The organism is Pantoea sp. ANP04, from assembly GCF_041982285.1.
Classification (GTDB): Bacteria; Pseudomonadota; Gammaproteobacteria; order Enterobacterales; family Enterobacteriaceae; genus Pantoea; species Pantoea eucalypti.
The window spans coordinates 98,176-119,518 of the sequence record NZ_JAUTYS010000010.1; the positions used below are offsets into that span (position 1 = coordinate 98,176).

The 21,343-nt window shown below is 51.5% G+C and carries 22 protein-coding genes and 2 pseudogenes; all 24 read right to left on the reverse strand.

The window, feature by feature from the left end:
• Complete coding sequence (locus Q7C21_RS14615; RefSeq protein WP_375150815.1) at window positions 1–303, reverse strand: hypothetical protein; 303 nt, start codon at window positions 301–303, stop codon at window positions 1–3.
• Window positions 303–3,440, reverse strand: coding sequence for a host specificity protein J (locus Q7C21_RS14620; RefSeq protein ID WP_375150816.1), 3,138 nt, complete (start codon window positions 3,438–3,440; stop codon window positions 303–305). Before Q7C21_RS14620 ends, Q7C21_RS14615 begins: the two co-directional genes overlap by 1 nt.
• 9 nt (window positions 3,441–3,449) lie before the next feature.
• Window positions 3,450–3,974 (reverse strand): tail assembly protein, encoded by a 525-nt coding sequence (locus tag Q7C21_RS14625; protein ID WP_375150817.1) that lies wholly within the window; start codon window positions 3,972–3,974, stop codon window positions 3,450–3,452.
• A complete protein-coding gene (locus Q7C21_RS14630) occupies window positions 3,917–4,645 on the reverse strand; it encodes a C40 family peptidase (protein WP_375150818.1) in 729 nt (242 codons plus the stop codon). Before Q7C21_RS14630 ends, Q7C21_RS14625 begins: the two co-directional genes overlap by 58 nt.
• Window positions 4,642–5,346, reverse strand: coding sequence for a phage minor tail protein L (locus Q7C21_RS14635; RefSeq protein WP_375150819.1), 705 nt, complete (start codon window positions 5,344–5,346; stop codon window positions 4,642–4,644). Before Q7C21_RS14635 ends, Q7C21_RS14630 begins: the two co-directional genes overlap by 4 nt.
• Window positions 5,343–5,696 (reverse strand): phage tail protein, encoded by a 354-nt coding sequence (locus Q7C21_RS14640; RefSeq protein WP_375150820.1) that lies wholly within the window; start codon window positions 5,694–5,696, stop codon window positions 5,343–5,345. The genes Q7C21_RS14635 and Q7C21_RS14640 overlap by 4 nt, the downstream gene beginning before the upstream one ends.
• 3 nt (window positions 5,697–5,699) lie before the next feature.
• Window positions 5,700–9,398, reverse strand: a complete 3,699-nt coding sequence (locus tag Q7C21_RS14645) for a tape measure protein (protein WP_375150821.1) — start codon at window positions 9,396–9,398, stop codon at window positions 5,700–5,702.
• Window positions 9,399–9,454: 56 nt separating this feature from the next.
• Complete coding sequence (locus Q7C21_RS14650) at window positions 9,455–9,751, reverse strand: hypothetical protein (RefSeq protein WP_375150822.1); 297 nt, start codon at window positions 9,749–9,751, stop codon at window positions 9,455–9,457.
• Window positions 9,752–9,844: 93 nt separating this feature from the next.
• On the reverse strand, window positions 9,845–10,201 hold the full coding sequence (locus tag Q7C21_RS14655) for a hypothetical protein (protein WP_283543653.1): 357 nt from the start codon (window positions 10,199–10,201) through the stop codon (window positions 9,845–9,847).
• Window positions 10,202–10,299: 98 nt separating this feature from the next.
• Window positions 10,300–10,980 (reverse strand): DUF6246 family protein, encoded by a 681-nt coding sequence (locus Q7C21_RS14660; RefSeq protein ID WP_375150823.1) that lies wholly within the window; start codon window positions 10,978–10,980, stop codon window positions 10,300–10,302.
• Between the two features lie 50 nt (window positions 10,981–11,030).
• Window positions 11,031–11,774, reverse strand: coding sequence for an Ig domain-containing protein (locus Q7C21_RS14665; protein WP_375150824.1), 744 nt, complete (start codon window positions 11,772–11,774; stop codon window positions 11,031–11,033).
• 21 nt (window positions 11,775–11,795) lie between these two features.
• Window positions 11,796–12,182 (reverse strand): hypothetical protein, encoded by a 387-nt coding sequence (locus Q7C21_RS14670; protein ID WP_375150825.1) that lies wholly within the window; start codon window positions 12,180–12,182, stop codon window positions 11,796–11,798.
• A complete protein-coding gene (locus Q7C21_RS14675) occupies window positions 12,179–12,547 on the reverse strand; it encodes an HK97 gp10 family phage protein (protein ID WP_375150826.1) in 369 nt (122 codons plus the stop codon). The genes Q7C21_RS14670 and Q7C21_RS14675 overlap by 4 nt, the downstream gene beginning before the upstream one ends.
• A gap of 1 nt (window position 12,548) precedes the next feature.
• Window positions 12,549–13,376, reverse strand: a complete 828-nt coding sequence (locus Q7C21_RS14680; RefSeq protein ID WP_375150827.1) for a major capsid protein — start codon at window positions 13,374–13,376, stop codon at window positions 12,549–12,551.
• Window positions 13,377–13,386: 10 nt separating this feature from the next.
• A complete protein-coding gene (locus Q7C21_RS14685) occupies window positions 13,387–13,827 on the reverse strand; it encodes a hypothetical protein (RefSeq protein ID WP_375150861.1) in 441 nt (146 codons plus the stop codon).
• Window positions 13,828–13,830: 3 nt separating this feature from the next.
• The gene (locus Q7C21_RS14690) at window positions 13,831–15,228 is read right to left on the reverse strand and encodes a DUF2213 domain-containing protein (RefSeq protein WP_375150828.1); all 1,398 of its coding nucleotides are present in this window, start codon (window positions 15,226–15,228) and stop codon (window positions 13,831–13,833) included.
• Window positions 15,229–15,276: 48 nt separating this feature from the next.
• Complete coding sequence (locus tag Q7C21_RS14695) at window positions 15,277–16,020, reverse strand: hypothetical protein (protein WP_375150829.1); 744 nt, start codon at window positions 16,018–16,020, stop codon at window positions 15,277–15,279.
• A 50-nt stretch (window positions 16,021–16,070) separates the two neighbouring features.
• Window positions 16,071–17,048: a phage minor head protein gene (locus tag Q7C21_RS14700; protein ID WP_375150830.1), complete on the reverse strand. Its 978-nt coding sequence runs from the start codon at window positions 17,046–17,048 to the stop codon at window positions 16,071–16,073.
• On the reverse strand, window positions 16,996–18,444 hold the full coding sequence (locus tag Q7C21_RS14705; RefSeq protein ID WP_375150831.1) for a DUF1073 domain-containing protein: 1,449 nt from the start codon (window positions 18,442–18,444) through the stop codon (window positions 16,996–16,998). Before Q7C21_RS14705 ends, Q7C21_RS14700 begins: the two co-directional genes overlap by 53 nt.
• A gap of 10 nt (window positions 18,445–18,454) precedes the next feature.
• A pseudogene (locus Q7C21_RS14710) lies at window positions 18,455–19,798 on the reverse strand (terminase); the annotation flags it as partial.
• Window positions 19,789–20,001: pseudogene (locus tag Q7C21_RS14715) on the reverse strand (replication protein); the annotation flags it as partial. The pseudogenes Q7C21_RS14710 and Q7C21_RS14715, both read right to left, overlap by 10 nt.
• Window positions 19,998–20,603, reverse strand: coding sequence for a GIY-YIG nuclease family protein (locus tag Q7C21_RS14720; protein ID WP_375150832.1), 606 nt, complete (start codon window positions 20,601–20,603; stop codon window positions 19,998–20,000). The gene Q7C21_RS14720 and the pseudogene Q7C21_RS14715, both read right to left, overlap by 4 nt.
• A gap of 34 nt (window positions 20,604–20,637) precedes the next feature.
• Window positions 20,638–20,940, reverse strand: a complete 303-nt coding sequence (locus Q7C21_RS14725) for a CII family transcriptional regulator (RefSeq protein ID WP_255527149.1) — start codon at window positions 20,938–20,940, stop codon at window positions 20,638–20,640.
• Window positions 20,941–21,052: 112 nt separating this feature from the next.
• Entirely contained in the window at window positions 21,053–21,286 is a 234-nt protein-coding gene (locus Q7C21_RS14730) for a transcriptional regulator (RefSeq protein ID WP_187513213.1), read from the reverse strand.
• Between the last annotated feature and the right edge of the window lie 57 nt (window positions 21,287–21,343).

Below are 21,343 nucleotides of genomic sequence, written 5' to 3' on the forward strand. Positions count from 1 at the left end.
TCACCTCACGAACACCAGAATGTTTCCCGGAACATTTGGAAAGGTGCCAGATGAATAGTCAGAGCTTGCTACCTGACTAACAATTATACTGGCACCGCTCGCATATATTTTCTTTCTGCCCGTCCCATTCCTGTCACCGCTGGGCTGAAAGAGATAATCGAGTAAATAACCTGACGGCAATGAAAATGCCTGATTGTCATTGCTTGTAGCGTCGATGGACATAACACCGAGCGCATTGACCTTGACTAGGCCGGTGTTGTTATCGACGCCATTGGCATCCCATGTTCCGAAACCATATGCCATCAGCTTAATTTCCCCATCCTGACGCGCAGGACACCGTTACCATCGTAAACGGATATCTGATTGTTGGTTTGCACCATTCTTCCGTTACCCGGCTCATAACCATTATTTTCAAATACACCACTCTTATTTAGAGCCCATCCTGTTGCGCCTGATACGAAGTTGGTGGATTGAATAACGTTTCCGATTTTTGCATTGGTTATGGATCCATCTTGGATAAATGTGTCTCGCATAAACACCTGCCCGTTAACTGCAGTAAAGGCGAGCTGGTAAGTTCCGTTTGTGGTGTTGTAGATGCCAAAATTGTCTGCACTGAATAAAGCGAATGACTGCGTCGTTCCCCCGTTACCCTCTACACCGAGCTGCATACCAGCGACGAACTTATTGCCGTTACTGTCCACCTGAACTTTCACGCCCCACTGAGCAGAGAGCTTGCCGCTGAGGTCTGAGTAAGCACTAGAGACCTGCTGCACTGACGCGGTGTTCTGGTCTGACTGAGCCTGTATCTGCTCAAACTTCTGAGCATAGGCACTGTCATTATTGGCAACTGTCTGCCGAACGGAAATGATGTCAGCACGGTTGCGCCCATATGCTTCAAACTGGTGATCGACTGATGCGTCTAGGTTCAGGGCGTTCTGAAGTATCCCTTCAATGTTTGTATCGATATTGGATGTAAGGCGGTCGAATGCTTCTGACTCTCTTATCGCCTTGTCGATATAATCGATCATGCCCGGGATGTCAGAGGATGCCTGACCAGAAGCCTGCACAAAAGGCGAAACACCAAATGCGTTCTTGGTCCTGACGTACATGTAATAGGTGTGGTCCGCCTTAAGGCCGTGCAGCGTCCACTGTGACGCCCTGCCGAGAAACTGCGCTTCCGTCTCTACAGCGCCGATTGAGCTGGCTGGAACCTCACCCGTGTACCAGAATTCAAATGTCGTATCTGTTGTTGCTGACACGTTCATAACCGGCACGATATCGGCTGAGAAGATGCCCGGGGTCCATTGAATGAATGTTGGTGCAGAAGGCGCGCCAATAACCAGGCTGACCTGAGTTTCAGCACCCTTCATGCCATTCTCATTACGGCCGCGAACGCCAAGCGTATAAATGCCTGCATCAAGTCCGTAGAAGTCATAGCGGAACTGGTCAGTTTCGTACTGAGCAACAACCTTGCCGTCTGCGTTATAAATATAGAGTTCGAACACGATCTTCTTGGTCAGTGTCGCCGTCTGCCACGTTGCAGTTACCTGCACAGTCTCGCTATTGACATTAATTATGCGCAGGTTTTCGATGTTCGGGACGCGATATCCATTCAGGGTATCGTTAGGCGTTTCAAATACAGCGCCGTCATCCACGATGGCCTGTTTGTTCGGGTCGTATAGCGTTGCTGAGATGCTGTAGACAGAATTGTTTTCGTCTTCAGATACTCCCATGACACGAAACAGGCGCGTGGCTACATCACCTGTAGAGATGACAAATATCGTTCCGTCTTTGACCCAGTTAGGCGTAGTTCTCAGAGTGATGATTCGACCTGAAACTGATGCGATCTGATAGCGTGTAAATTTGCCGTCAGAACCCATGAGCGACATTGTGTCACCGCCGCCTGCCAGAGATGAAACATCTGCGTCTACAGTTATCACCGCGCCGCTGTGAGAGATAATGCGACCGCCAAGGCGGGTTGCGGCATAGTTGTTATCCATGACTTCAATGACATCACCCGGCATAAAGGCAATAGCATCTCGCGCCATCTTGAAGGTGACCTTCTTCGTTTCCCTCTTCGCGGTTTCAAGAAGCCACTTGCCGGCACGAAACGCCTGGCCGCGCGAAGTGCATCCAAATGCTTCGAGCGTGGTCTCGTTATAGCCGTACCGGTCAATCATCTGGTCATCAGACACGTATTCTTTGACCTGCTCCCAACCGTTGTTTGGGTCTGTCCACGACACCACAACAGCATTGAATCGCTCTGACCGTTTCATTGAGCTGTAAGTAAACAGCCCGTCCACAATACTGGCGTTGGTTACAGCTGCCACCGGATCCTGCGGGTTGTCCAGCATGATTGAGAATCGCATGCCGTCCCACAGAGCAATTCCTCGGAACATACCTGCAATCTTGTCGAGAATGTCGCGGGCGCTTGATTGCTCAGTGATATAAGCATTAAGGGTGAAGCGTGGTTCTTTGCCGCCATAGCCATCATCGACAAGCTGATCGCAGAACTGAGACAGAACATACAGGCTGCCGTCATCAACATCGATGTATCCGGCGCGCTTCGCCAGTCCATAACGCGTATTTTTCACTAAAGCGCGAAACAGCCAGGCGGGGTTGTTGGTCCATGAGGATTTAAACCCGCCGGTCCAAATGCCAGTGTATGTTCTGGCGATCGGGTCATAGTTATCAGGTACATCAACAATAATCCCTCGCAGATGATATGTACGGGTTGGAGTGTCGGTGTACTGATCACGGTCAATCACTGCGCCCGCAACAGCAGCATAAGGATATGAAAGACGGTCGTCGGTGATTTCAGTAAAGCTGTTCCAGATGGTGCCATTGGTCATCAGGTCGCTTGAGCTGTCAGGAGTGACGCGGCGCAGACGGATATCAAATGGCTTTTGCAGAGGAGCATCAATGATATGAGCCTCAAGGTACTCGCCTGATATTTTCCCGCTGATGGTGACGGTCTTCTGAATATTCCATGAACCAGCCGTTCCATTGCGCGTCTCGATGACCATGGTTACCGCAGTTTCGTGCTGGTTTCCCTTGGTATCCTGCTCCACCAGCCCAGTTACGCCGATGTTCATTCGCACCCGGGTCACATCAGTGTCGGTTACCGTACGCACCAGAGGCGTGCTCTGGGTTACATCTGTATTAACGACCGTGGTTGATTCAATCGCGTCGAAGCCGGTGATCGGGGACTGATTTGCAGAGCCGGGCCGCCATGCCACGCTGACACCGTTGATAGTGACGTTGCCGGCTGCATCAGTAACGGGGGTTTTATTCAGCTTGAATGATGAAAGGTGACTCTGGTCTACCGGTCCGTAAATCGGACCTTCACTAATTAGATCGAGGACTTTGAGAAACTGCTTTGATTTGAGGTTGTCGTCGATAAGTTTGGGAGTGCTACCGCCACCGCCGCCTGAGCTCATGCTTTCACCTTAACTGATGGAAATATCCCAGTCCTGATTGTTGCTGGTATCAATGCCGAGAGAGATAATGTTGCTGCCAACCACCATTTCACCAACGAGTATTGGAACCGCCCGGCCTTGGCCGACTCGGTTCTCTGCGCTGGTGAATGAGTTGTTGGTAATGGAATTTGTGTCCTGGTCTGCTGAGCTCTGCGTCTTCATGTGTGAGGTCATATAGAGCGAGTAAGCGACAGAGGCGACCGTGACGGCCACCATGATCCATACGGCCGCTACGGCACTGATTGATCCCTCCACAATCGGCACGAAGAGGACTGTCGCGCCGTCTTTAAGGTGCCTGTTCATGTGGAATTCGAGGTTATCAGCAGACACGTCACCTCCATCGATGCGCAGTCGCAGCCGGGTTTTATAGAAATCGCGTTTAAACTCGGGGCATTGAGCAAGCAGAAGTCGCAGGCCTTGCGAGGGTGTATCGACGTTCAGAGTGATTTGGCGGAAATGTCGTCGGAGATTCCCCGCAAATCTAAAGATGAGCATTGTTCATGCCTCCATATAGAGTGCGTCAGGCTTACATAGGATTGCCGGTAGGGCTCGCGGCGGCTGAGGCGTCCGGCCAGTTCGTGATGAAGAACGGTATTTTCTCCAAGCCAGAGCATTGCGTGGCAGGGATCTGACTCAGGGAAGGCACGCCTAATGATCACATCACCCGGCAGAATTTCGGCCGGAGTAACTTCGTAAAATCCGTTGGCAGCCATATTCTTCAGATAGAGGTTTTCTCCCCTAACCCACCATCCGTTAGTGCGTTCGAAGTCTGGCAGGTCAATACCGCTCAGGTGGTAGGCGTCCCTGAAAAGCGTGTAGCAATCCATCACGCCATGTTCGAATCGGCGTCCCAGCAAATGCGGTACCGGCCGGAGCTTTCGAAGCCTGCCGGCGCTCGCCAGCCACCACTCAATGCCGGTGGATATCTGCGCCACCCTGTCAGCAGCCGAAAGAACGAGCTTTGGCTCTGGATGAGAATGAAAAACGGCGGTGATTTCTCCCGCCGCTTCCGCTCTCATCCAGTCTGTATCGCTTATGCGAAAGTTTCGCCCCGGGTCTGGGTGCTGGTTATCACAGCGCATGAGCCGCTCACCATCAACAATCAGGCCACAAACCTCATCGCGGGATAGCGCCGCATATGCCAGGCATTCATCCTCAATCATCATGACACCTTTGCAGAGCCTGGATAGCCACCATAGGGAAGCGGTTCAGGTTTAGGGAATCGCATCCGGCAACCGGTGAGGTGCTTTGAGCACTTATCCCGTGACATGTCCGAGGTTGGGTTATCTTTCTCATCGGCCACCGGCCCGCCTGAATAATCACAGCCGTCGCCGCGGTAAACCCATTGGCAAACATCAGCCAGAATGGTTCGCGCCGGTATGATGGCGTTATCGCAGTCGACCGGCGTTGCGAGGTTATAGGTGACAGTCTCGAATGTCTCTTCTGCCATCTCCTCAATGACGTAACGAGATACAGCTTCCATAGTCGGGTCTGCATCTGCATTTCCGTTCGGGAAGTTGACCGCATCCAGATGCTTTACCAGCACCTGACGGCGCGTCAACACCGCACCAAGCGCATCATCGAAATCATGGTTGATGCCGGTGATAAGCCCGGAGATGTTCGCTACCTTCATCGTCGGACGTGAGTAGGTGCCTTCGGACTTGGTTTCGAACCCTTCAACCGCGATAGGATACGCTGAGTACTGTCGGCCCTGCCAGATGACGTCGCCGTAATAGCCGTTTGTGCCTGCATGGAAGCGGATCACATCGCCGCCGAATGACTGCAGGTCAACTTCTAACAGGTCAAGCATCGCGCCAACGCCCGAGTCAGTACTCTCGATGATTAGTTCTGCTGGTATGTCTCTCATCGCGGCACCTGCTCAAACGTGGCGGTTAGCTCGTGCTGATTACCGGTTTTCTTAAGTGACCATGACCGGCATACGAACATCCGCTGAACGCCCGTGTCGGATGGCGTCCAGTAGAACGACTCAACAGCCATTCTCGCTTTCAGAAATGCTTCTGCGGCTTTCGCTACATTCGGACGGGAGCACTTCGCATCGTCATACCCGACAAACGTCAGCGAGTAACTGTCCATGAGTGGGTTAATTCCCTTGGTCTGACGCTGCTCGTAGCCGTCACCAAGTTTAACTACGGACGCGTTAGGCGCACGCGAAACCGTGAAGCCCTTTTGAGGGCTCCATGTGAAAGTTTCTGGCATGGGTTATCTACCTTTACTGAGTAAGCCTGAAGGGCGCTGCTGGTCTTTGATAGTGCGAATGGCAACGGTCTGCATCATCTGCGCCATTTGCTTCTGCGTGGCTTCGTCAACGCCGCCTGTAGTCTGGATATCGAAATTGAAATTCATTACCAAACCACCGCCGGTACTGCCCCCACCGTCAATATCCCGGTTGCTGATTACCGAGCCATTATCACCGGGAATCATGTACTGGCTGCCATTGCTGGCTTTGAAGATTTCAGGCTTACCACCTTCACCTACCCGGTACATACTGCTGGCGTTAACGGGACCACCGTGCTCGCGCATTCCTGCAAGAGACATGGTTTGCGCAGCGGTCATTGCCGTGGTGTAGCCAGTCAAGCCGGCAGCAGCCGCGCCGCCAGAAGTGGCAATAGATGCAGCCATTGCAGCCGGTGAATATGCTGCAAGCAGCGTTGCGGCAGAGGCGGCTCCCATCGCGGTTGATGATGCCAGGGCTGCAGCGGACGTAGCCTGGTTGGAAAGTATTGCTGCCTGCTGAGCTGTTTGACCAATGACCTGCGATTTAACCCATTCCAGACCCATCTGAACCAAACTACTAACCACTGAGTTCAGAATGGTGCTACCGATATTGGCAAATGCCTCTCCAAGGCTTTGCGTTCCGTTCAGCAGGCCCGTGATAGCGTTTGACGCCCCGCCCTGAAGCGAGTCTATAGCGGTCGCCAGAAGCTCATTAGACTGGCTCTGGCTACGATAGATTTCCCACTGCGCGGCAATTCGCTGCTGCTCATACTCTGTATTAGCAGCATTCCGCAACGCCAAGCCTTGCTGCTCAGTAACCAGTCTCTGTTGCTCGAACTGCTGGATGAGCGCGAGCTTTTGAGCATTTTGGTTAGCAAGTTGCTGGACAGGGTCGACAGTGCCAACGGCTTCCTGAGCTGGCGAAACCGCCTGTTGCGCGCGTATTTTGGCAATATTGATCTGGTATTGCTTCTCCAGCTGTTCGGCTGTTGCATCGGCCTGTTGCTGAGTGATTTTCTTCGCAGATAAAGCAGTTTTCAGATCCTCTAAATCCTGCTTATAGCTAGAGTTTTCCCGTGCTTCGGGCAGAAGCTTTTCTGCCGCAGCCTGAGCGCGGATTGCATTGCCAGTATCCCATTTTGCTGCTGCATACTCGCCAGCAAGCTTGACCTGCTCTGGGGTAGCTGATGATCCAAGGGATTGCTGCGCTGTCAGTATCGCCTGGTCTCTGCTTAACTGTCGGGTCGACTCTCCTGCCAGCTCAGACTGTTCTTTCAGCTTCGCCAGCTTTTCAGCTACTGACTCTGCCGATGACGCCGACCGCTTAGCTTGAGACTCTGCATCTGACGCCGCTTTCTTTCTGGCATCTTCAGCCTGCTGGAGATCGAAGTTTTCCCCAGCAAGGCGTTTAGCAGCTGCAATCTGATTAGGGTTGCTGGTTACCTTGGCTTGCTCCATGCCAGCCTTAGTGACTGCTCGCAGGCGTTCGTCCTGAATTTTAAGCAACTCGTTTTGCTGCTCGAGCCCCAAGATCGCCTCATCCCCTTTTGGCGTCGCTGGAGACACCTGCAGTGATTTGGGGTTGTATGCCTGACCGGCTTGGTTGGCGCGGTTTATCTGATCAGCTGTTGTGCCAAACGCTTTTGCAACTGCACCCTGAACTCTCTCGAGGGTAGTGCCACGCTCAATTAACCTGTCGTGTATGCCCATTGCAGTCAGCATGTTATTGCTTAGCGTAACCTGCGCGTCGTCGCGAAGTTTCGTGGTATTGGCTAACTTGCTTTCAGTGTTTTCAAGATCGCGTTGCTTCTGGTTAATCTGATCGGTAAGTTGGGCGGCGCGCAATAACAGGCCGTTACCTTGCTCTATCGTTGTGCCGTACTTTTTCCCAGATGCCTCCGCCTCATCTCTCTTTCTGGTAAGTTCTGCAATTTCATCTTTGAGGTCTGACACCACATCTTGCTGACCTCGCAATGCAGTATTTGCATCGGCGATCGTGCCACGCAGCGAGGTATTACTCATTGCTTTGAGCGAGTCGGTTAGACGGTCTACTCCATCCGCAAACGAGATTGCTTCCTGCTTTGCCTGCTGGGACTGCTGCCAGAAATAGAAGATTGCTGCACCTGCCAGCATAGCCACGCCAGCGGGGCCGCCGACAAGACCAAGTGCTCCGCGCAGCAATCCAAGAGACGTTGAGGCAGCGCGTGTGGCAATCACTGATGCTTCCTGAGATGCGATATACCGTCCATTGGCAGCAGTGGCCACGCCTGTTGCATCAGCCGCAGCAATACGGGCTGCACTGACTGATGCCTCTGCTGAGGCAATGGCGGCGGCTCTGGCTTCTGCTGTGGCTGCTTCTGCTGCTGCTAAGCGAGTATTCAACGCAGCGGATGCCTGTTGTAACTGTGCCATGCGTGTAGCAGTGGCAACGCGCCCCTGATCCGTAATTTGTGCACGCAAGCGCTGTGCTTCGAGTGCCTTTTCTGACTCAATTTGAGCGATGGTAGTACGGATTGAAGCCGATTCAGCCTCCGCTAACTGCACCTCAGCAGCAACAGAGGCCTGCGTGCTGCGCATCGTCGCCAGGCGTCCTTCTGCTAACTGCAGCGTCTGGATGGTTGCTGCTTTCTCTACGTTAGCGAGGCGCAGTTTAGCGGACGCCTCTAGCTCAGCATCTTTCGCAGCAACTTCTGATGCTTTCGCTGATGCGATAGTCGCGGCTGTGTCTTTTAACTTTGCTGCAGTAGCCATAACCAGTGCACCGGCAAAGCGGCTACCCATCGCCGCAGTCAGCGTAACGAGCACGGCACTGATGGTGTCGAGATTCTGAGAAAGGGAAATAATTCCCGAATTGAATGCCTTAATCCCGGTCGAGACGGTTGAGCTTTCGCCAACAAACTTGGTGATGTTGTTGGTAGCGATCGTAAACGCCTGGCTCATTGTGGTCGCGGTGTTGGAAAACTCTTTGGCGATTGCGTCGCTCTGCTTCAGCAGGCCGTTTACTACAACTTCCGTGGTTAGCTTCCCTTCAGCAGCCATTGCGCGCAGCTGACCAATGGTCACGCCGAGTGAGTCAGCCAACGCGACAGCCAGACGGCTACCGTTCTCAGATATGGAGTTAAATTCTTCGCCGCGCAGAACGCCAGACGCAAGCGCCTGAGAGAGCTGCGTCATTGTAGAGCTGGCTTCTTCAGTTGTTGCACCTGAAACAGCCAGTCCTTTGTTGATAGTCGATGTCAGAGTGATCAGGTCTTTAGTGCTTGTGCCGGCGCTGCGGGTTGATCGCTCAAGGCGACCGTAGAGGGTGGCGGTCGCTTCAAGTCCTGAACGGGTGCTTTGCGCTATGTCGAACACGCGCTGAGTGACGTCGGCAAGTTGCTCGGTGGTGCGTACGGAGTTTACGAGCTTGTTGTTGACCGTTACCCACTCATTGCCCCATTCCGCGACTTGGTGAACAGATAACGCGGCAAGGAGGCCTTTAGCTACTCCTGTCAGGCTAGAAACAGCGCCTTCCATGTAAGATATCGACTTTTCTGTTTTGCTAACGCTGGCCTCGAGTCGACCCATGCTGCCACTCATACCACTTAACGCGGCATCGACTTCTCTCCGCGCCGCAATGAGTTTGGCCGTCTCCATATCAATTTCGTAGACGATACTGCCTGCGTTATAAGCACCAGCCATCATGATCTCCAGGCATAAAAAAACCCCGCCTGAGCGAGGTTATGTGTTCGATACCGAATTTAAATTTTCGATTTGCTGACCGAATAGGATTCGACTGTACCGTTATGTGTTTTGACTGTGAGCACCTTTGCATCTGCGCCGAAAGCGCTACCAATGCTGTAAGTCCACATCAGCAATTCATTACCATCTGAATCCACAGTTGTGGTAGATGGTTTGCCAAAGTAGGAGATCACTTCCTGCTTAGTGGTTTCTCCTTTGTGAACGTTTGCCAAGTTCGACTCATCAAAGTTTGTGCCGGTGTAGACGCAGCCAGATAGCAAAACCGCAGCAATGGCGCTAAAAATTAGTTTTTTCATATCCCTATCCCCATTAGTGTCAGTGTGTTAAATCCTAGCACGTCGTGGTAGCAAGATGGCGCAAAGAAAAAGCCACCCGAAGGTGGCTTGATGTCAGATGTGATTTTCACATCCAATCTGTGATTTATCGATAATCTGTGTTCCCTCAACGCGGAAACCGTAAGTGCCGAAGAGGAAGGCATGGTTTAACTGATAAATAACTACATCACTTAAGCCAACCGCACACTTGTCTTTCTCAATGGCGTGGTCCATCGCTGTTTTAACATTAGGAATACCTAACGGGAAAATTACGATCGGCGCTTTGTCCTCGCCAGTAACTCGAGCGCCTTTTTCAAACTTGGCGGCATTAAGATTGTAATTTTTAGTGCTCGCGACGGTCATATCAGCCACGCGTACAGTGCATCCTGAAAGTAAAAGCGCTCCGAGCGCCAATGCTAAAACCTTTTTCATTTAATGTTTCCCTTGATTGCAATCGGAAACATCCTATCATTAATTCTTTACATTGCAATGTAAGAAAGCAGCCACAAAAGCGATAGCATTATATTAAATTAGCTCTGCTTGGTTGCTGCCATTTTCCTTTTCTTTCTAGCAAGGTAGTCATCAGCCACCGCATCATACTCTTCTTTGGTGAAGCCTTTCTGATCCGGAAACTTCGCAGCCAGCAGCATCTGGAACTCGGTCATCGTCAGTTTTTCAGCCTCATCGCGACTCATATCCAAATGCGTGCGGGCGGCGCTGATGTATTCAAACGCATTGAATTCAGATGATGCCTGCGCGCCTTCGTGCCGCTGAAGCTTACGCACTTTAGCTTTGCCAATGATTCCGTGCTGAATCAGAGCCTGTGCGATAAGGATCATGTCACCTACCGGCATGGATCCTTTGCGATAAACAAAAGACCATTTACCTGACTTGCCAACCCGCAACTCGCCAATCAGCGGGCTCGCGTCTTCATCTGTGCAGGCATTCAGCACGCTCATTGCTGCGTATACCGCTTGCTTACTGAATTGAGGTGATGCCACATACCGGCTAAGCCATTTTGGTACGCTGCCATAAGCATCAATCGCTTTGCGCATCAGTGACGAAAATTCATCATTGTGCAGGTAATGGAATGCCTGGACGACTTCTTCCGGATCACCAATCTTCATCATGTTGATGAATGAAGGCCTGAAGAAGTAGTCACGATCGCTGAGTGACATAACGCATTCACCGATTTCTTTCGCGGGAACCATATTGCCTCCATAAACATTATCAAGGGCTGATAACCAGCCCTTTGGAATGGTTACGAAGCAGTGACAGTCACAGCGGAAGTCGCGGTGAAATTACCGTCATTGGATTTGAAGGTGATCGTCGCGGAACCAGCAGCAACTGCGGTGACCAGGCCAGTGCTGTTCACTGTTGCTTTGGTGGCATCTGAAGTTGTCCATGTGCCGGTGCGGTCGGTTGCATCGGTTGGCTGTACTGCGCCAGTCAATTGACGCGTCGCGCCAACAGCGAGTGATGCAGTGGCTGGTGTAACAGTAACGCCGGTTGCCGGTATTGTTTCGTCAGTATCGAGCACCTGAATAGTCGTTGCATCGCCCACCTTGAACTCCGTGGTAAATGTTACGATGTCATTCGTGCCGCCATCAGAACTCAGCGCTGTAACGACCATGTAACCCTGGAATGTGACTTCGCCATATTCCATACGAACCCAGATTCCAGGCTGGCGACGCGCTTTAAGCTCGGCAGCAAAGTACTTGATAAAGCGGCCTACACCGTACTGGTCGAGCTTGCCCTTTTTGCGCACTTCACCTTCAAAACTGATCGTGAAATCAGAGTTGGTGATGATGCTTTCAACGAAGCCGCCACCATCATCAGCATCTGATGTCACCGTATTAGGGGAGAAGTCCCACCCTTTGCTTGTGCCGGCTGCCAGTGCTTTCCATTCCGATTCCTGCGGCAGTACATCGCTGCAGCCATCGGCAACTTCAAGCACAACGGCGCCACCGAACAAACGTTCGTTGCTGTTCTGGCATTCAGCCATGTTTAATTCCTCTTTGACGTTTTAGGAGCTGCCGAAAGTGGCAACAAACTGAAGCCGATAGACCAGGCGGCCTTCGGTTGTTTGGACGGGGGCGGGAATGCCTCCGAGGTTTTCCAGATAACCGACGCAAGCATCAGCCATTGGGTTTTGCTGAACGTAATCGATGACGTCCTGTACACGCTGATCCACTATGCCATTCGCGCTCTTAGCGCCGATGACATCGACCATCACGTAATAGTCACCGCCAAGCTGGTTGCGTACAGGCCCACCGCCATTAGGACGGAAAACCATGAAGTTATCGGTGAGCTTTCCCGTGTCATTCCACACAAGAAGCTGAGGGAGATAGCCGGAAGTAAGTGCTGCATCATTGAAGTAGTTCAGCACGCGCTTGTGCATCGGAGGGGTCACAGTGACATCTCCTTTTTAATAGTGCGGTCAATCAGCTCGCGCGAATCTTCGAAGCCCTTAGTCAGGAACTCTTTCTGAGCGGTTGAGCGCCGGAAGTTTTGCGGGATGTTAGGATCGTGAACATAGACGGCATAGTTAGCTGAGTAGCCCACTCGGCCGGTCAGTCGCGTTCCTTTAATGTCCAGCTCTCGATACTGACTGTTGATAAGCGTGGAGGTGTCGATAGGCGTGTACAGTGCTGCCTGAGATGAGCCGATGATTAATGCGCTCTGCAGTGCCCTGACAGCCTTCCTGCCCTGAATGTCGCCAATTAGTGCGTTGAGGTTCTGCTGGGCCTGCCGGATGCCGCGGACTTTTACTCCCATATCAGCCCCCCGTCAGAATTGCATAATCATCAGCCAGCCGCTCAAAGGTGTCTGCATAGCGAATTGCCTGCATAACCTCATCAGCGCCCACGGCGATCGGGTCAGGATTGCTCGACGCACCAATCAGGATGTAATCACCGGTGGCCTTCACATCGGTGCTGGTTGCAAAGTTGACGGTAAGCGTCACCTGAGCAACGCGCTCATCGTGGCGTAAGCCCTTCCAAGTTTTTCCGTCGAAATTGATGTAGTTACCCGCTGCATCGCGGAAGCCTTCCCAGATGTAATCAACGTACTGACGACGCACGTCATCAACTGAACCTGCTTGGGCATCAGCCAGTGAGGACAGCGCAGAGCCTTTGTTGAATACCGGGTCACGCCAGTTGAATTTGAAACCGGAGTCATGAATTGGGACCATGGTGCCATCGAAGGTGTAGCTCTTCGCATCCAGAGCCGCACCAATCTGACCGGACATTGAAGTGTGAGCCCAGCCACGGCCGCCGGTGCGAGCATATTCATACACGGACTCTTCCAGGCGCACTGAACGAGCCAGCGGCATCAGGTCATTGAGCAGGGTGAACTCGGTGTTTGGCTCGAACTGGGTGAGCACAGTCTGATCGTAAGCGCGGTAGAGGCGACGAATGTCATCAACAGCGTTTACTGCATCAAGTACTGGAGCGCCCTCTGCCTCACCACGCCACTGAGTGCGAGCCAGAAAGTCAGCCGCAGCCTGTGCGCTGGCATTACGTGCAGCGGTCAGCTTTTTAAATTGACCAGAGTTGGCTGCGAGGTTGCCGGTCTCGGTCGCCTTTTTAGTGGAGAATACAAACATTCGGTGCTCCTTACTTAATGACAACGCGCAGGAGGTCACCTGCTGTCGCGATAGTGTATGGACGGTCCTCTTCCACGTAAGCGCGGACAGACTCGTCGGTTGCAACAGCTTTCACGCGACCATTTGCGATCGACAGTGGCTGGCCCTTGGTATAAGTGCCGGTTGCGGCTGGCACGTTGAAGAACACACCAGGCGTTGGGTGCATCGCTACAACCAACTCACCAGCCAAGATGGTGTCATCCACCGTCTTGCAACGCAGGTAGTCATAGTTAGCGACATACAGAATCGCCTGCTCATTGCCTGCAACTGATGCGGTGAACTTCTTCGTGGTGTTATCGAAGAAGCCGATAGTGCCAGGCTTGGTGTCAGCAGACGCAGCGCCTTCGCGATGAAGTTGCGGGTTAGCAAAGATGCCGCCCGCGTGAATTACGTTCTTTCCGTCTTTGGCCATCATTTACTCCGGCATTTCGCTGACTGATTGATTGGTAGCGGTCTGACGGAAAGAACCGTTCAGGCCGGTAGTGGTCTGGCACTGTGCATACAGGCCGTCAAGCGCTGCGCCATCGAGAGCGTTGACAGCCAGATCATCGAGGCCAAACTTCGCTTTTACAGCAGTGCGTTTTTCGCCCTTCTCTTTGTCGGCGTTAACCGCAAGGCCGCTTTCAATGGTGGTCAGTTTGTCGGCAAATGGCTTGAACCATGCCGGGGCCTGCTCGCTGTTTGCTGCGGTCTCTTTGGCCTTCTTGTCGTCCGCTTCTTTCTTCAGGCGAGCGGCCTTTTCTTCAGGCGTTTCTTTGTTGTCAGCCGCTTTTTCGGCAGCCATCTGGTTATATGCGTCCATCAACTCGGCATCGGTCTTGCCTTCAGTCGGCTTACCAGCTGCTTTCAGCGCATTTACGATCAGCTCTTTCATCGGATCTCTTTCTCCGTTGGTTTTAATTTCGTACTCAGTAGGTTTGCGCACGACTTCTTGTGGTTCGCCGACGAATTGGGCTAGGCCTTCATCATCGATGAGGTATTTCTGTTTGAAATAGCGGGTGTCATCACGGTAGATGAAGGTGTCCGGCCACACAGTTTCGGGCCAGAGCCAGTTATCATCAGCCCGGCCTTCACGAAGCTTGTCGCTTATGGCTCGCTGGATGTCATCGAATGAGAAACTGGAGGCATTAGTGAAGAAGAATTTCGTTTTATTCAGCAGCCCCTCACGGGTGCAGTCTGCAGCATCAGCCAAGCTGGCTATCTCAATTTCCTGGTCATCACCTTCAGCATTAACGAAGATTCCAACACCCTCTCCCGGCGTTCCCGCACCAGGCTCATCAAGCAGCACAGCCACATGGTCGAACATCATGTTGGTAGCGATTTCGGTGTATTTTTTACCCTTCGATTCGCCGTTAGCTGCGATGCCGGAGTAGAGGAGCCCGGTAGAGATATGGATCGGGTCAACGTTAGTGCCAGCGGCCATCTCATCAAGCCTATTCACTAGGCGCTTACCCTTTTCGCTGGATTCGGCGTAACGACGGTCAACGTACATGTCGCCGGTCACCTTGCCGGCGGCGTGACTCACATTCTGCAGCCATGCGCCAACGTGGTAGTTGTTCACTGCGCGAACATCCCGGGCCGATACGTGCTTGCCATCAACCTTAGGGTGACCTAATGGCATCGGGTTTCGTTCTAGCGTGTTATATGCCTTGCCAATTTCTGCTGCCGGGTACAACTTCCGGTTCATCACGATATCGTCGACAACGGGCGTGATGCCGCGAACCACAATGTGTGGTTTATCGTCGATGGTTTCGGTAGTGATGTTTGAAGCGGAGTTGACGACGGTCAGCACGTTAACGCGATTGCGCTTCATGCTGTGTCCTCATAAGTAGCAATAAAAAACCCGCCGTAGCGGGTTATTTCAATCTAGGTACTTTTGCAATTCATACATCGAGTTTACTTCGGATATTTGACAAGACAGCGCAATATCTCGAAGGCTTCCTATTTTGAAGGTATAGGGTTCTGATAATATTGCGTCTCTATTTAAGCAAACTCTGTATTCGCTTTGGTGACTATATTCGCTTTGCTTATGAAAGACAGCATCATCGAAGTTTTCAAGAGATAGACTCTTTTCTTTATCGTAATAGGTCACTTCCTTAGCAATCAGTCCTCTTACAGCACCTGAACTTATCAGCTTGTCCGCTGCTTTTCTAACTCGGCTAATGAATTCTGGGACGCTTGGTATGATAACTGCGAACTCACCTATATTTTTAGCCTCTTCAGGTAGAGTGAAGTATCTTTGCAATTTATTGAAATCATCTTCAGAAATGCGGTCATCCAAGGAAATGCCATGACTATGCAGGTAGGTCAGACATAAAACATTTATGTTCTCATGCGCATTTCGCTTGATAACAACAGGCGCAGCTAAATCTTTACTGGTTATTGTAAATGGCTCCATGCCAGGTGGGTTAAACTTAATTTGCAAACCCTCTGGCACCAACCAAGCACTGACACCTTCATTTTTATCGCCGATATTTCCAGATTGCGCCTCCTCGTAATCCCTAAAGTACTTAATGGTGTTCATGTACAAATCACCATTTAAAAAATCTTCGCGGTACTTATCCTGTGAAAAAACCTTCACAAAAAAACCAAAGCTTTTATTCATTGTTCAGTCCCTTCTTGTTGATGAGACATGTAAATTATTATTTTTTTTGCCTAGGCCCAAGCTTTTCTTTCGTTCGATAGTCGATCGACCAAACCTATATTTACGACCTTTTCACTATCATCAAGGATGACCGGTACCTGGCTGCAATAGCAGTTAAAGCGGTTGCCGTTGACGGCATAGAAGGCCTGAACTTCTTCCGTAGTGTACGTGCGTCCATGCCGTGCTGCGTGCCACGATCGCGTTGTTGGCTTGAGCGCGGACAGCCAGAGCAATGCAGCATTCAGTCCTAACCGTTCACGCGCCCAGTCAGTTTCCTGCCATTGAGCCTTACGGAGCGCCCCGACCTGCTCGGTCTGCGCAATGTTCTTTGCCTGCGCCATACTGACATCCAGGCGCTTACTTATAATTTGTGCCGTCTCGCGTGGGTTGATTCCCCGGCCAATCGCATCAGATATCACATTAGCCAGGTCAGCACGGGCTGCATCGCTGATGCCCTTCCATTCGCTGTATGTGGAGACATAAGCGGCTACGATCTGGTTCTGGTATGCAGGACTACTAAACAATTGCGCCAGGGTGGTTTGCTGTTCGTAAATTGGCGACTGCACGGACAGATTCGTGAATGCCTGATGTGTGCCGCGCTCATACTCTGCAGCGACATATTCCAGTGCCCACAGGTTTTGGCTACCTCCATCAAGCAGGACATCATCCAGAATCAATTGCACTCGCTGTAACAGGTCGGCTAATTGCGTCGCTGTCATGTCGTAGATGTAGGTTCCCGCGTTGACCTGATACAGCGTTGCGGGGCCATCTTCGTTATTACAGAGGATGAATCCATGCTCGCTGTTAGCCTCATGCTCACGGCCGGTTAGACGCTCGTCGAATAGCAGTCTCAGGCTGCGCTTGATGTCCAGATACCGCGACTCGATATCGCGATACATCCGTCCAACCTGACGTGAGGATTGCGTGGGGTCTGCTTTATTGCGCGGTACGATTGGTGTCCCGATTCGGGTTATCGCTGTTGTTGTCATCTGTCAGCGGGTCCTTATCGGTTTGTGCTTCAGGGTCTGGCGTTGCTGGTTCTTTAATTGGCTCAAGCTCACCCGCAGCGCGTATCTCATTAGGCTCAACAGATGAGGTGCCGAATGCCTGCTGAGTCTTCTGCGCAACATCAGCCAGCGCCTGCATGTTGGCGATCTTCTGTTTCTCACTTGGCGCGAGAAGGTCAGACCATGCCAGTGTGACCTCACCGGTTGAAGGTGGGTCGATGATGCCGATCGCCCAAAAGCGCTCAATGACTCGCGTCACCAGATTAGTCATGAATCCCCAGCGGCGGCCATTGCAACGTGTTGCCCATGCTGTCTTGTCTTCTTCAGAGGCAAGGTTGCCAGTCTGCTTGCCAAAGAGGATGTTGAACGGGCATTGAATCGTTGCGCAGAACTGGTTAGCCGATACTGTCCAACTCGGTGTCGGGTCAGCTGCTGCAACGGAGAGCACTGAAGTTTTACCTGATTGTGTTACTAGCGCCGAATCGGTACCGCTATTAAGTTTGCGAACCTTGTCATTCATTGCGTCGCCAAGCGTTGCATATCCAGCCTCTTTTGCCGATTTAGCAATGGCAGCCATATCTGTTTGCGCATCGAATTCTGTAGCAAGCTGACGGCTGGCATTCTTCAGGAACCCTTCGGCGCTACCGCCCTTCGTCTTCTCGATGTCCAACAGGTCGTTATATCCGGGTTCAAGAAGGGGAATGCCCGAGAGAATATTCTCGTCTTCAGAGCCTTCACAGATCATGATGATCCGATCAGGATGCACCTGAACCGCGCGCGGGCTGCCAGTCGCTTTATCATCACCAACAGGCTGCTCATTAAAGTGATAGCTGACCGGCTGGCCGTATGTATCTGAATGGGTGTCTACATCGGTGTTGCCCGGCGTAATCTGAGCCTCCCATGCAGGAATTAGCTTAACCAGCGCCTTGGGTCCAATCCGCTTAACCACTGAAGTATCTACCGGCTCTTTCCAGTCCCGATTATCTTTCACCTGAATGAGCAAGGCTGAGTAACGGCCAACCATATTGCGGCGATCGGCGTCTTTAATCTTCGCCCATTGCTTTTTCATCAGCTTGGTGACTGACTTTTCCCATTCCGTTGTTTTGGTGGACTCTCGGTCTTCATCGCCGTCAATAATGGTTGGGTTGTCAGTCCAGCAGGAGTCCAGAAGCTTATGCACAGCCGCGAATCCAGTAGAGCCACGACGGTACTGCCGATAAAAGTTATCAAAGGTTAGCTGCTCAGGATAGCCAAATTCATCCCATAGTTTCGTGCGCTTGGTATTGCCATTCATGCCGCCGTAAAGCATGCGCTGCCGCCCTAAAGCATCAGCAAGGGCATTCACGAGGAACTGTTCCCCGCTATTTAATTCACTCACTGAGAGCTCCTTAGAAGAAGATTGCGCCGGTCTGCTTGTGGTTGGTCTTCGCTACGGCAAAATAGCGAAAGGCATCAGCGCCATGCGATGTGAAATCATGTAATGGCTTGTCTTTCCAGCAGCCGCGTTTGTCGTCCCACTCTTTTCGGTACCCCTCAAGGTGAGAGATACCCAACTCGCATTTAGCTGAGTCAAAGGCGCATTTTGTAAGGATTTCACGGACCGAGTCGATGCCGGTATCAACTCCAAGCTTTGGAGCGACCTTGAAGCGAATTGAATAAACCTGTCCTTCGATTTCAAAGCCTTCTGCAGCTATCTGCTTGCGGCTCTTGCCGTCTCCGGCGAACTCACGGTTATCGATATCGTGCGGTGCCCAATGGTCGCCATACTCATAGCCACGGTCTTTCAGCACCTTCATGTAGTGTCGCAGGCCTTCACCGCTGTTCTCGTAGTAGTCGATGACATGGAATTCATCACCAACCTCACGTATGAACCAGATGGCGGTGGAGTCACCTACGCCGATATCCCAGAAGGTGTGAACCAGCTGATGAGAGTTGTCAGGCAGCGTGCCAATACGCTTCTGCTCGTAAAGCTTGCGGAACTGCTTGGCATAATAAGCTCCTTCGACTGACTGCTGAAAAGCCTCCGCTGGTATTGACGGATATTCGCGCTTCATGTCATCGCCGAGCGTTTTCTCTTTGGCGTAATACCAGGCTCTCTGGCGCTCGTTGGTTACCACACTATGCTTCGCCTCGATGTCAGCGAAATAATCGCTCAGGCGCTGCGGGATTGGCTCTACGGGGTCGATTGCATACAGGGGATTCTTCCACCATGAGAAGAAAAAGAATTTCCAGTCTAACTGTGAGAGCTGCTTGCCCTGAATGAGCGCCTTTTCTGCCGACTGGCAGTAATCGAAGAAGTAACCAGCCCTGCCTTCCGCAGTGCTTTCAATAGTAGTGAAACAGTCGCCTGATACTGCTTCAAAAGCACCGGTAACAATCTCGCGGGCCTTGTCCGGGAACTTAGCGCATATCTTGCCGAACTCGGAAACATGCAGATAACGAAGCGTGCCACCACGGAAAGACGTGCTGATATAGAGCGAACCACCTTTGCTGAATACCAGCTCGCCCGCTGCATCATTGCTTGCAGGGTTAGCGGCCTTAATCTCATCCGGAAGGCGGTCATAGGCATATTTTATCTTCTCGCGGAATAGGCGCTTTGCGTCGTTCAGAGTGTGGGCTATCAATGCGCATTTGGCTGCTTCGAACAAAGCTGCGTCGAGCTGGATGATGCAGACCTCAGTCGTGAACCCTAACTGGCGAGCCTTCAGGATGATGTTGCGGGTATCCTGTCCTCTTTTTTCGACCATCCGTATGTCAGGCGGATAATTGAGTTCAGAACGCGAAATTCGCGGCCTGATAGCTCAACCTTGCATAGTGCATCCTGAATCTGATTAGCCAGTCGCAGAAAGCCGTTATCAAGGTCGGCCACATGACCTCCTGGCTTATCTGGTATGAGTTGTTTATTGATGAAGTCAACACGCTTCAGGTTGCTCATTCTGGCACCTCCTCGTCAGCACCAACGAGACGAATACCGTTGCTATGAACAACTAGAGCGCCGCCATTCTCTGTCATTTTCTTAATCACAAGGCAACCAAGGCAGAGGACAATATCAACTACTTCTTCTCTGCCCCCGTAAGCACTAACACCTAGAGACTCAAGTGCTTCGTATGGGTCAGGCGTGTTAAAAGTGTCGAGAGAAACGAGGTTGTAGTAGCTGGATATTTGTTCAACATCTATCGCGCCGCCGTGAGGTATGACCTGATCACAAACCTCGTCAATCACATCAATACTCGCTTTAAAAAACTCTCGGCCTTGATTAACCCGGTAGCGAGACAGGAGCTGGTGAATCTGTTTTTCATGCTCCCAAGGGTTATTTGTTCTAAACCTACTGATAACGATGAATGGAGTTGGCACGCCAGTAGATCCGGATAACTCTTTGGCGCGCTTTTCCGGAGAAGTGTTTGTCATGCCGACTTTATAAACACCTGGCATGCTTTCATTAGCTAATACGTAAACCCATCCGCAAGGGGTAAATCCCTCAGGAATAGGCATTGATTCATGGGATGTTAGTTTGAGAATGTCATTAAAATCTGCCATAATTACTCCTGTGAATTGATCCAGTCATTTCGCATCAGGCCTCGAAGCTGTTAGCGCAGCTCGGGGCTTTTTCTTTGGTCAGTAGCTGCTCTATGCGCATCAACCGGCGCGCCATTTCAGACTCAGGTGAAACCACATCCAGATAAGCCAGCGCCAGACTCATCATCTGGAAGAAGCTGTGACGCTGCTTTCCTGATGGTCGCTTCATGCGGCTTACAGCTGCGTCATCCAGACCGAGTACCTTCGCTAATTCTCCCTGTCCACGTTCAGCCAGCTTGTTCAGTAGCTGACTTTCAATCTCTCTCGCTTTTTTGCGATATGTTGCAAGTTCCATCATGTAATATTCCTTTTGTTCAATTAGTTGCGTGACATTGCGGTGAGCAAGTCACTTGGGTTTTGCTCCGACATTTCGGTGGGAGCGGCTTCAGAGTTTTAAAGAGCGGTGTTGCTTAAGCGGCCGTAGCGCGCTGTGGTGCAAAGACTAAGCTTTCCTTCTTCACCGGCATGTAATCGGTGAATTTCTTTGTGGCTTCCTCAATTGCCTGGGCTTTACCTGGTGATGCTCGGCGGAATCCATATGCAATTTGATCGAGGTAGCCAACAGATGTTTTCGCTAGTACAGCAAGGCTGACCCAGTCTTCAGCTGAAGACTCCTTGCGCCAGCGGAGCAGTTCATTACCCATTGGTGCCTCCTGTTTAACTTCAAAGCTAAGTTTAGCGTTATGCTAAATAACTAACAA

What these genes read in the sequence shown, in the direction of transcription:
- Q7C21_RS14615 (WP_375150815.1), bottom strand. Translation starts at nt 303, where the DNA reads ATGGCATATGGTTTCGGAACATGGGATGCCAATGGCGTCGATAACAAC.
- Q7C21_RS14620 (WP_375150816.1), bottom strand. Translation starts at nt 3,440, where the DNA reads ATGAGCTCAGGCGGCGGTGGCGGTAGCACTCCCAAACTTATCGACGAC.
- Q7C21_RS14625 (WP_375150817.1), bottom strand. Translation starts at nt 3,974, where the DNA reads ATGCTCATCTTTAGATTTGCGGGGAATCTCCGACGACATTTCCGCCAA.
- Q7C21_RS14630 (WP_375150818.1), bottom strand. Translation starts at nt 4,645, where the DNA reads ATGATGATTGAGGATGAATGCCTGGCATATGCGGCGCTATCCCGCGAT.
- Q7C21_RS14635 (WP_375150819.1), bottom strand. Translation starts at nt 5,346, where the DNA reads ATGAGAGACATACCAGCAGAACTAATCATCGAGAGTACTGACTCGGGC.
- Q7C21_RS14640 (WP_375150820.1), bottom strand. Translation starts at nt 5,696, where the DNA reads ATGCCAGAAACTTTCACATGGAGCCCTCAAAAGGGCTTCACGGTTTCG.
- Q7C21_RS14645 (WP_375150821.1), bottom strand. Translation starts at nt 9,398, where the DNA reads ATGATGGCTGGTGCTTATAACGCAGGCAGTATCGTCTACGAAATTGAT.
- Q7C21_RS14650 (WP_375150822.1), bottom strand. Translation starts at nt 9,751, where the DNA reads ATGAAAAAACTAATTTTTAGCGCCATTGCTGCGGTTTTGCTATCTGGC.
- Q7C21_RS14655 (WP_283543653.1), bottom strand. Translation starts at nt 10,201, where the DNA reads ATGAAAAAGGTTTTAGCATTGGCGCTCGGAGCGCTTTTACTTTCAGGA.
- Q7C21_RS14660 (WP_375150823.1), bottom strand. Translation starts at nt 10,980, where the DNA reads ATGGTTCCCGCGAAAGAAATCGGTGAATGCGTTATGTCACTCAGCGAT.
- Q7C21_RS14665 (WP_375150824.1), bottom strand. Translation starts at nt 11,774, where the DNA reads ATGGCTGAATGCCAGAACAGCAACGAACGTTTGTTCGGTGGCGCCGTT.
- Q7C21_RS14675 (WP_375150826.1), bottom strand. Translation starts at nt 12,547, where the DNA reads ATGGGAGTAAAAGTCCGCGGCATCCGGCAGGCCCAGCAGAACCTCAAC.
- Q7C21_RS14680 (WP_375150827.1), bottom strand. Translation starts at nt 13,376, where the DNA reads ATGTTTGTATTCTCCACTAAAAAGGCGACCGAGACCGGCAACCTCGCA.
- Q7C21_RS14685 (WP_375150861.1), bottom strand. Translation starts at nt 13,827, where the DNA reads ATGGCCAAAGACGGAAAGAACGTAATTCACGCGGGCGGCATCTTTGCT.
- Q7C21_RS14690 (WP_375150828.1), bottom strand. Translation starts at nt 15,228, where the DNA reads ATGAAGCGCAATCGCGTTAACGTGCTGACCGTCGTCAACTCCGCTTCA.
- Q7C21_RS14695 (WP_375150829.1), bottom strand. Translation starts at nt 16,020, where the DNA reads ATGAATAAAAGCTTTGGTTTTTTTGTGAAGGTTTTTTCACAGGATAAG.
- Q7C21_RS14700 (WP_375150830.1), bottom strand. Translation starts at nt 17,048, where the DNA reads ATGACAACAACAGCGATAACCCGAATCGGGACACCAATCGTACCGCGC.
- Q7C21_RS14720 (WP_375150832.1), bottom strand. Translation starts at nt 20,603, where the DNA reads ATGGCAGATTTTAATGACATTCTCAAACTAACATCCCATGAATCAATG.
- Q7C21_RS14725 (WP_255527149.1), bottom strand. Translation starts at nt 20,940, where the DNA reads ATGATGGAACTTGCAACATATCGCAAAAAAGCGAGAGAGATTGAAAGT.
- Q7C21_RS14730 (WP_187513213.1), bottom strand. Translation starts at nt 21,286, where the DNA reads ATGGGTAATGAACTGCTCCGCTGGCGCAAGGAGTCTTCAGCTGAAGAC.